Here is a 10,428-nt window from a genome sequence, read left to right as displayed (position 1 = left end):
GTCGGAAAATCCGGGCCCTTGAGATAACGCATCAGCCCACGGGTGCTGATATCATTATTCTTCATGTATGCCTTCACAGCATCCACCACTTCGCCCAGGTTATGCGGCGGGATACTGGTAGCCATACCAACGGCGATTCCGTCTGCTCCGTTTACAAGGAGATTTGGGATACGCACCGGAAGTACTACCGGCTCCTTCTCTGTTTCATCAAAGTTCGGCATGAAGTCCACAACGTTCTTATCAAGGTCTTCCAGAAAAACCTCCTGGGTCAGCTTCTCCAGGCGGGCCTCTGTGTATCGCATGGCTGCGGCTCCGTCGCCTTCAATGGAACCAAAGTTTCCATGTCCGTCCACCAGTGTACGACCCTTTTTAAATTCCTGCGCCATGACTACAAGCGCATCATAAATGGAGCTGTCACCGTGGGGATGATATTTACCCATAGTATCTCCTACGATACGGGCACATTTACGGTACGGGCGGTCGTAACGGATGCCAAGCTCATACATATCGTAAAGGGTACGGCGCTGTACCGGCTTCAGTCCGTCACGTACATCCGGCAGTGCTCTGGAAATGATAACGCTCATGGCGTAATCGATATATGATTTCTGCATGATCTCCGCATAATCGGTGCGGATGATATTGTCCTGTTTCGTATTCATAGTTTATTCTCCCAATCAAATATCCAGCTCTGCATCTGTTGCATGCTCATAGATAAAGGCCTTACGTGGCGGAACATCGCTTCCCATCAGGATCTCTGTCACATCGGAGGCCATGCGGGCATCTTCGATCTCCACACGCTTCATCATTCTTGTCTCAGGGTTCAGGGTAGTCTCCCAGAGCTGCTGGGCGTCCATCTCACCGAGACCTTTGTATCTCTGGAGCGTGAAGCTTCCCGGTTTATGGCTCTTACGGTATTTCTCAAGAGCCTTGTCATCGTAGAGATATTCCTCCTGCCCCTTCTTCGGCATTACCTTATAAAGAGGTGGCATGGCAATATACACATGTCCCTCATAGATAAGCTCCGGCATAAAACGGTAAAACAAGGTCAGAAGCAGAGTAGAGATATGAGCACCATCCACATCCGCATCGGCCATGATCACGATCTTGTCATAACGAAGCTTCGTGATATCAAAATCATTTCCGTAGCCTTCGGAAAAGCCGCAGCCAAAGGCATTGATCATAGTCTTGATCTCTGCGTTGGCCAGCACCTTGTCGATGGTAGCCTTCTCTACGTTGAGGATCTTACCGCGGATTGGAAGGATCGCCTGATAGTTACGATCTCTGGCTGTCTTGGCCGAACCGCCGGCGGAATCTCCCTCTACGATAAAGATCTCACACAGTGACGGATCCTTTTTCTCACAGTTGGCCAGCTTGCCGTTGGAATCAAAAGAGTATTTCTGTTTGGTGAGAAGGTTTGTCTTGGCACGCTCCTCGGTCTTACGGATCTTGGCCGCCTTTTCCGCACAGGAAAGGACGATCTTCAGTGTTTCCAGATTTCGGTCAAAAAACAGTACCAGCTGTTCTCCTGCTACCTTGCCGGTGGCTCTGGATGCGTCCTGGTTATCCAGCTTGGTCTTGGTCTGTCCCTCAAAGCGGGGTGCCGGATGTTTGATGGAGACTACAGCAGTCATTCCGTTTCGGATATCTGCACCTGTAAAATTGGGGTCTTTATCCTTCAGTACACCGATCTCACGTGCGTAGGTGTTCATTACCGTTGTGAATGTAGTCTTAAATCCGGTCAGATGAGTTCCTCCCTCTGCATTGTAGATATTATTGCAGAATCCGAGAACGTTCTCACGGAACTCATTGGTAAACTGAAAAGCAACCTCCACCTGGATCCCGTCTGCCTCTCCTTTAAAATAAACCGGATCATGGAGAGGCTGTGCATTCTTGTTAAGGTCACGGATAAAGCCTACGATCCCCTCCGGCTCATGATACTCGATATCCTCAGGAGTGTCCCCTCTTCGATCCTCAAAATGGATGGTAAGCTCCGGATTCAGATAGGCAGTCTCATGAAGACGGCTCTTTACATCCGCTGCTCCAAATCTTGTTTTCTCAAAAATCTCCGGATCCGGAAGGAAATTCACACAGGTTCCGGTACCTCTGGTCTTCCCTAATTTGGGGAGAAGTCCTGCTTCCAGTTCAATGGTAGGGATTCCTCTCTCATAGTGGTCATGATGTATATAGCCATCACGGCTGATCTTAATATCCAGATACGTAGATAATGCGTTCACTACGGAAGAACCTACACCATGAAGTCCGCCGCTTGTCTTATATGCGGAATTGTCAAACTTACCGCCTGCATGAAGGGTTGTAAAAACAAGACGCTCCGCAGATATTCCCTTGGCATGCATATCCACCGGGATCCCTCGTCCATTATCCTCTACTGTACAGGAACCGTCCTTCTCAAGAACTACATGGATACGGCTGCAGTACCCTGCAAGGTGCTCATCCACCGCATTGTCTACGATCTCATATATCAGATGGTTCAGTCCCTTTCTGGATACGCTTCCGATATACATACCGGGGCGCTTTCGCACGGCCTCGAGGCCCTCCAGGACAGAGATACTGCCCGCATCATAAGTGTCTTTTTTTGCCATTCCACTGATTCCTTTCTTTTTTATATTCGAACATTTGTTTGTATTATACTCAAAATATATGTACTTGTAAAGTCCACATGATCATCTTTTCTCTGCAATTTTTCCAAAAGATACGCGTGGCAGTTCAAGGAACCGGTCTTCCGAAAAATCGCTTTCTTCAGCCGCCACAGCCTATCTATTCTATCAAAAGTATCTGTAAACTTCAAGCAATTTGTGTCTGTCTGAATACAACAGGCGGAAAACCCTGCTTTTTATGAAAGCATGTTTTCCGCCTGTTTCTGATCATTTCAGGAAATTTTTTCCAGAAGCTTCTCCTCGCACAGGGGCCTGGAAAAATAATATCCCTGTATCATATCCACACCCCATTTTTCCAGAAGCTTTACCTCCTTTTCGGTCTCAGCGCCTTCTGCGATCACCTTATATCCCATATGCTGCAGGATCATGACAATGCTGCGATAAAAGGTAGCCGTCTGAGGATCGCTGCTGACCCCGGACAAAAGAGAACGGTCCATTTTTACTGCTGAAAACGGAATGCGAAGAACTGCGTTCAGATTTGCATAACCGGAACCGAAATCATCCAGGCACATGTGGATCCCCACTTCTGCAAAATCATCAATGGCTGTGCAGAAGCTTTCGCTGTATTCGGTTGCCACGTTTTCCGTGATCTCAAACTGAAAATATCCCGGATCCAATCCATACCCCTGTATGATCCCGATAAGCACATGGCTGTATCCGGGTTTCATCAATTCAGAAGGAGAAAGATTGAATTTCACATTCCGGATCTTCTTCATGATATATTCATGTTCTTTTATAAAACGGCAGACCTTGTGAAGCTGAAGACATCCCACTGCCGAGATCATTCCCTGTTTTTCCGCGATCCCGATAAACACATCCGGCGGGATCATTCCCAGAGCAGGATGTTTCAGCCGGCTCAGTGCCTCCAGAGTAATAAAATCCTGGTTTTTTATAGAATATACCGGCTGATAATATACTTCAAACAGATCCTCTTTCACAGCCTTCTGAAGAAAATGCTCCACTTCCTGTTCATAGCGGAAGCCCTCCAGGATCTTGCTGTCCGACTGGATCAGGACCGTATCCTGACGGTTCTGTATCAGAGAGATCATATATTCAATATAAGAAAGAATACTATCCTCTTTTTCCAGTTTTTCCGCATTCATGATCCCGCAGATCGCAGCATGGAACGACACCTTTTCGTTTTCGATAAAAAACGGCTTTTTCAGAAATTCTTCTATGCCGTCTCTGGCTTTTTCATAATCTGTCAGCGAGTCCAGCACTGCCAGAAAGCAATTGCCTGTGATACGAAAGATCTGCACTGAATCCGTGATCTCCCGAAATCCCTTCGCCGCCCGGATCAGCAGCTGATCTCCCACTCTGGTACCGTAGATCCGGTTGATCTGCTTCATATTGCGGGCATCCACAGCAAGCAGATGAAAGCTTTCTTTTCGATAGAGCTTTTCTCCGATCCATTTGTCAAAATACTGTTTGTCAAATAAACCTGTCATACTGTCCGTATATTCACCTGGATTGTTCATAGTAAGATAGATCAGCCAAAGTCCTACAGAAAGTCCGAAGCCGGTAAGCAGTATTCTTTCCGCGGCAATCTGGAGAAACAGGCAGGCTGCTTCGATAAACCAAAATCTCCATATGGTGCGCCGTATTTCTTTTTCTGCTGTTTTTCCATAAAGTAACATAAATGCAACGATCACCAGCATAAAAAAGAATACATATCCATAGAGCAGAAAATGAAAACTTCCCCGGATAAATCTACCTTCCTGGTCAAAATAAAAAAGCCATCCCGTCCGTAAGTTTGCTGTAACTGCCAGCAGCATTGCAGCCGGCAGGACCACCCAGCCGGTTTTCAGCCATTTATACTTCTCCTTCTGTCTTCCGGTGATGATCCGAATGTAGCAGAAAAGCCCATAGGTAAGTATGACATCACAGAAATAATAGAGCGTCAGGACCAGCGCTGACATTCTGCAGCCTTCGCTGCTGCCGCCTCCCGCGATCACCGCACTCAGCATATCCAGCAGCACGTAAACGCCGCTGAAAGCCAGAAAACATACAAAATTCCTGTTTTCCGCATTGTTCAGTCTTTTATGAGAAAAATAATGTATCGCGATCATCGTCACCAGAACAAGGGATGTGATCTGAAAACAGTTAATATACTCCATTTTTCAAATCCTCCTTCTTTTTGTTCTCATAAAGCTTCCTGTCTGCCTCATATTTCCATTCTCCTATGGATTTCAGAGAACCATCCTTATTCCGCAGATGGCTGTATCCCAGAGATAACGAAAAACGATGTCTGCATCCTCTCCCAATATTCCGGAGCTCTTCTTTCAGGCGTTCCGGCCAGAATTCGTCCGGTACTTCCGGCTCATAGACCAGAACCGCAAATTCATCCCCGCCGATGCGGTAGCAGGTTCCTTTTTCCCGGAAAACGTTCTCCACACATCTGGCCGAGATCACCACCATCTCGTCTCCTGCAGCCCGTCCGTATTCTTCGTTGATCACGCGAAGCTGATCGATATCGATATACATAAGAAGGATATCCCGGTATCTGCCCATATCTGCGGAAATACTTTCCAGTTTTTTCTCAAAATTGGCTCTCGTCTCAAGTCCTGTCATCCCATCCTCTCTGGACAGTCGTTCGTAAGCCTGGGATTCCAGACGGTAACGGACATTGTCTGCCATCATCATGACTGCGTCTGCAATGACCAGCACAAGAAACACAAGATTTCCCAATTCAAAAATGGATCCATAGTAGGAAATCTCGAACAGCCAGTACAGGATCAGCGCTATGATACCACTTGTTCCCACGATGATATATGCAATGAGAAGCAGATGTATCTCACGCTGTTTATGCTTCCGGTACTCCCGGATCAGAAGTACCGCTGATATCAGGACCCACACAAACAGCAGGATATGTGTTACAAACAGCATATCCTTAAATTCAAAGACTCCCAGGATCACCAGAACTCCCTGTAAAACAGCATTCAGATAAAATGTAAAGATTCCAAGATCCAGGAGCCTGTATTTTTTCATGTTTCCGATATTCTGCAAAAAACGCAACATCGGAACTGCTAGCAGCATGAACATATAAAAAGAAATGAGACATAATACTTCGGGGCATCTGCTGTAGCTTTGTGCCAGTGATGAGTCCGTCACCAGCCAGATACTGCACATCATAAGGAACAGTGCCACATCCCGGAACCGTCTGTCCGGCATCTGCCTTATTCTCATATAGATGCAGATGCACAGGGCGATCATACTTAATACGATCATGATCGTTGCCGCCCCTAAAGGAATGGCTGCTTTTCTGATCTGATACCAGGCTATTGCACTTCCGGTTCCTATGCATACCGGCTCTATAACATATTTTCCTCTCTGAGGCGCAGAATAGCTGAACGTCAGGACTTTTCCCTCTGTGTCATTACCCAGAGCGGCGATGCACTGCACCTTGGAACGCATCTGCACATTTTTGGAAAACATGGCCTCCTTATATTCATACAGGATCTTTCCATTCAGGCGTATCACCAGATCGTACTGGGCTCCTGTAGAAACCACGGTCATTCCTCTGCTTTCCGCTCCCAGACTTTCATTGTACAGGATCAGCTTTTCACCTGTTTTTGCCGGAATTTCCGCAGGCAGGGTGATCTCCTGTTTTTTTCCGTCTTTTATGTAGTACCATCCTTTGTTAAGAAGCTGTACACTGTCCTGCTTCTGGATCAGCCCCCCTGTGTGGATCGCCGCAAAGATCGCGCCAAAAACCAGCAGTACCACAACAAAAAGAAAGGATTCTCCCTTCCATATCAAATTTTTCTTTTTTCTGTAATCCATACTCTTCCTCTTTATATTTTTTTATTCCATTTCGTTTTGTATCTATCATATCATCAATCGATTTTTCCGTCAAAAAAATTGTCAAAAAACAGGGTGAAAATTTTTTTCAAAAAAAGAAAAAAAGTGCTTGCATTTTGTAAGAAAGTATTATATACTAACGAAGTCGGTTGCGGGAAACAACAGAAATCAAGAGCAAACGACACAAATGAATATGGCCAGTTGGTCAAGGGGTTAAGACGCCGCCCTCTCACGGCGGAAACACGGGTTCGATTCCCGTACTGGCTATCAACAGAAAGCAGTTAGGATTTTTATTCTGACTGCTTTTTTTGTGATTGTTATACTTCACTTTTTCCTGTTATCGCTTTCAAACGTTGCTCTGAACATTGCATATAAAAATTTCGTTCTTCCTGTTTATCTGTTTTCTGTATTTTCACATATATTATTTTGCTTTTCTTTCTCTTCTGTTTTATAATTTCCCCTGAAAATACTTAAGATAAGGGGTGACTTCTCATGCATCACAAACGTTCTTTTCGCAGAAAGCTGCAGACATTTTTTCTTTCTCTGCTGCTTGTTCTGCTAACAGTCGCAGGAGTTCCCTCTGCTGCTTACACAGCCGAGGCTGCTTCTGCTGACACAACAATGGCTGTACACTTTCTGGATGTAGGGCAGGGGCTTTCGATCCTGGTCCAGTCACAGGGGCAGAATCTCCTGTATGACGGCGGTGACCGAGGACATTCCAGTTTCGTGGTTTCCTATCTGCAGAAACAGAATATTTCCATCATTGACTATATGATCTCCTCCCATTATGACGAGGACCATGTGGCTGGTCTTGTAGGATGCCTGGACAGCTTTTCCGTAAAAAATGTGATCGGTGCAGATTATATACAGGATACAAAGATCTATCAATCTTTTGAAAACAGTGTTGCCTCTCAGGGATTAACTGTGCAGCATCCGGAGCCCGGAACGGATTTTGCTTTCGGAGGCGGGAAATTTACGATTCTTTCTCCTCAATCGATCAGCAGCAACGATAACGACAATTCTGTTGCGATCCGGCTGGAAAACGGAAATAACCATTTTCTTTTTACCGGGGATGCAGAATCTGCCGGGGAGGAAGCGATCTGTGATCTGGGACTTGATCTTTCCTGCGATGTGATCGTTCCGGGACATCACGGTTCTGCCACTGCCACCACCTGGGATCTGCTCCAGAAGACTGTTCCGGAATATGCAGTGATCAGCTGCGGCGCCGGTAATTCCTACGGACATCCTCATAAGGATACCATGGATAAGCTTGCGGATATGGGAATACAGGTATTTCGTACTGATGAGCAGGGTACGGTGATCGCAGTCAGCGACGGAAGCAATATCCAGTGGAACCAGAGTCCCTGTAATGATTATTCTGCTGGAGATGAATCGGATATCGGCACACAGCCTTCCTCCGCTTATAAGGATTCCGGTGCGTCCGGCTATGGATCTTCTGATTCGGCTGCTGCAGATCCTCAGACCGGAGTGCAGGCCGATCCGGAGCCAGTGGGTGATATGGTCTGGATCTCCGCTACCGGAAGCAAGTACCACCGGATCCCTAACTGCGGAAATATGAATCCGGATAATGCCACAGAAATGACACGTTCCCAGGCCGAAGCTGCAGGGTATAAAGCCTGCAAGAAGTGTTATTAGAAACGTCTGCATGCTGTCAGGTTTTCTGAATATCATGCAGTATTGACATAATATGGATAATCTTTGAGAACATTATTTAAGGACAGCTGTATCATAAATTGATATGACAGGCTGTCCTTTTCTTTTACTATTTTATAATATCCTCCGCCGGTTCAGCCGGTACGAAAACTCTCTTCTTTTCTTTTTTCTCCTTTTTTGCTGCCTTGGCCCGCTCGGTAGCCTCCCTGCAAAATTCCATCTGGGAATTTATCAGCGTTTTGCCACGTTTGTCCTGCTTCTCATACAAACCGGAGGGTTGCAGGATATGTGCCTTTACATTGTCACGGAATTCCAGATCCAGCACATGCATGATCTCTTCCTTGATCCGCTCATCTTCCACAGGGAAAACAATCTCCACACGACGGTCAAGGTTACGTGGCATCCAGTCCGCACTTCCCATATAGATTTCATCGGAACCGCCATTGCGGAAATAGAAAATACGGCTGTGCTCCAGGAAATTACCGACGATCGAACGCACATGGATATTTTCGCTGATACCCGGAATGCCCACCTTCAGGCAACAAATGCCGCGGATCAGAAGATCGATCCTGACACCACAGGAAGAAGCATAATACAGCGCTGCAATGATCTCAGGGTCACACAGAGAATTCATCTTTGCCGCAATGTGAGCCTCTTCTCCCTTTTTCGCATGCTCCGCTTCTCTTTCGATCATTTTTACAAAACGGTCCTTCATCCAGATCGGTGCAACGATCAGGCGATTCCAGCGCTTCGGCTCGGAATATCCGGAAAGCATGTTGAACACAGCAGTTGCATCCTCTCCAAACCGTTCGTCACAGGTAAATATACCACAGTCTGTATAAAGCTTGGCTGTGGAATCGTTATAGTTTCCGGTTGCCAGATGCACATATCTGCGGATCCCGTTTTCTTCTCTTCTCACAACAAGAGTGATCTTACTGTGTGTTTTCAGGCCCACCAGACCATAGATCACATGACAGCCTGCCTTTTCCAGCATTTTTGCCCAGACGATATTGTTTTCCTCATCAAAACGCGCTTTCAGCTCTACAAGAACAGAAACCTGCTTGCCGTTTTCTGCGGCTTGAGCAAGTGCCGCAATGATGGGTGAATTGCCGCTGACGCGATACAGGGTCTGCTTGATTGCCAGTACATCCGGGTCCTTTGCCGCCTGACGCACGAAATTCACCACCGGATCAAAGCTCATATACGGATGATGCAGGAACACATCACCCTCCCTGATCACCTGAAAAATATCTTTATCATTCTGAAATGCAGGCACTGCTGCCGGTTTGTATTTCGGTTCCTTGAACTGATCGTATCCGTCAATACCATAAACCTTCATCAGCATGGTCAGATCCAGCGGTCCGTTGATAAAAAAGATATCATCTCCATGAACCTGAAACTCCATTTTCAGAATATCCAGAAGCCGCGGATCCATCTTATCTTCCACTTCCAGGCGGATCACCTCGCCCCACTGGCGCTTTTTCAGCTGTTTCTGGATCTCAACCAGAAGATCCTCTGCCTCATCCTCGTCAATAGGAAGATCCGCATTACGCATAATCCTGTACGGATGGGCACAGATCACATCATAGCTTAAGAACAGCTTGTCGATGTTGCGCTCAATGATCTGTTCCAGAAGTGTTACGGTTGTATGGCCTTTTTTCTCAGATGGAATGATCACTACTCTCGGAAGTACAGAAGGCACCTGTACAGTGGCAAAATCAATCTCTTCTTTTCCTTTTTTGGTATCTTTTTTGGAAAGAAGTGCTCCGATATTCAACGTTTTATTACGGATCAGAGGAAACGGTCTGGAAGAATCCATTGCCATTGGTGTCAGGACCGGATATACATTATCTTCAAAATACTGATCCACAAATTCTTTCTGCTTCTCGGAAAATGCCTCGTGCTCAAAGATCACATGAAGTCCTGCTTTTTCAAGTGCAGGGACCAGAGACCGGTTTAATGTACTGTACTGTACGTGAACAAGATCATGTGTCTGCCGGCTGATGGCTTTCAGCTGTTCCTTGGCTGTCATTCCTGCAATATCTGTTTTTTTGTACCCTGCATGAACCTGATCCTTCAGGGATGCAACACGAACCATATAAAATTCATCCAGATTGGATGAGGTGATACTCAAAAATTTCAGTCTCTCAAACAGAGGTAGATTTTTGTCTCTGGCTTCACTGAGCACACGATCATCAAATTTGATCCAGCTCAGCTCTCTGTTTACAAAATATTCCGGTTTGTCAAATTCCTTAAATTTCATACAAAAACCTCCTCC

The 10,428-nt window shown here is 46.1% G+C and carries 6 protein-coding genes and 1 tRNA gene; 2 read left to right on the top strand and 5 right to left on the bottom strand.

Going from position 1 to position 10,428, the window contains the following annotated elements:
- From AB5026_RS13535 to AB5026_RS13520, 4 genes are all read right to left on the bottom strand, one after another.
- Positions 1 to 659: DNA gyrase subunit A (locus tag AB5026_RS13535; RefSeq protein WP_368213487.1), on the bottom strand; the 659-nt coding region annotated here is incomplete at its 3' end.
- A gap of 15 nt (positions 660 to 674) precedes the next feature.
- On the bottom strand, positions 675 to 2,600 hold the full coding sequence (locus tag AB5026_RS13530; protein WP_022426613.1) for a type IIA DNA topoisomerase subunit B: 1,926 nt from the start codon (positions 2,598 to 2,600) through the stop codon (positions 675 to 677).
- Between the two features lie 287 nt (positions 2,601 to 2,887).
- Complete coding sequence (locus AB5026_RS13525) at positions 2,888 to 4,792, bottom strand: GGDEF domain-containing phosphodiesterase (RefSeq protein ID WP_022426612.1); 1,905 nt, start codon at positions 4,790 to 4,792, stop codon at positions 2,888 to 2,890.
- Positions 4,779 to 6,458 (bottom strand): GGDEF domain-containing protein, encoded by a 1,680-nt coding sequence (locus tag AB5026_RS13520; RefSeq protein WP_118608263.1) that lies wholly within the window; start codon positions 6,456 to 6,458, stop codon positions 4,779 to 4,781. The genes AB5026_RS13525 and AB5026_RS13520 overlap by 14 nt, the downstream gene beginning before the upstream one ends.
- A gap of 213 nt (positions 6,459 to 6,671) precedes the next feature.
- Here AB5026_RS13520 and AB5026_RS13515 point away from each other — a divergent pair.
- Together AB5026_RS13515 and AB5026_RS13510 are read left to right on the top strand one after the other, a co-directional pair.
- Positions 6,672 to 6,743 (top strand) — tRNA-Glu (locus AB5026_RS13515).
- Between the two features lie 225 nt (positions 6,744 to 6,968).
- Entirely contained in the window at positions 6,969 to 8,132 is a 1,164-nt protein-coding gene (locus AB5026_RS13510) for a ComEC/Rec2 family competence protein (RefSeq protein WP_368213484.1), read from the top strand.
- Between the two features lie 127 nt (positions 8,133 to 8,259).
- Here the strand turns inward: AB5026_RS13510 and AB5026_RS13505 are convergent, their stop codons facing one another.
- Positions 8,260 to 10,413, bottom strand: a complete 2,154-nt coding sequence (locus tag AB5026_RS13505) for an RNA degradosome polyphosphate kinase (protein ID WP_059085223.1) — start codon at positions 10,411 to 10,413, stop codon at positions 8,260 to 8,262.
- Positions 10,414 to 10,428 lie beyond the last annotated feature (15 nt).

It is taken from the genome of Blautia sp. RTP21359st1_E11_RTP21359_211015 (assembly GCF_040910705.1).
GTDB lineage: Bacteria > Bacillota > Clostridia > Lachnospirales > Lachnospiraceae > Blautia_A > Blautia_A fusiformis.
Note: the sequence above shows the minus strand (reverse complement) of the source record. Positions and strands in the feature narration are given on the sequence as shown.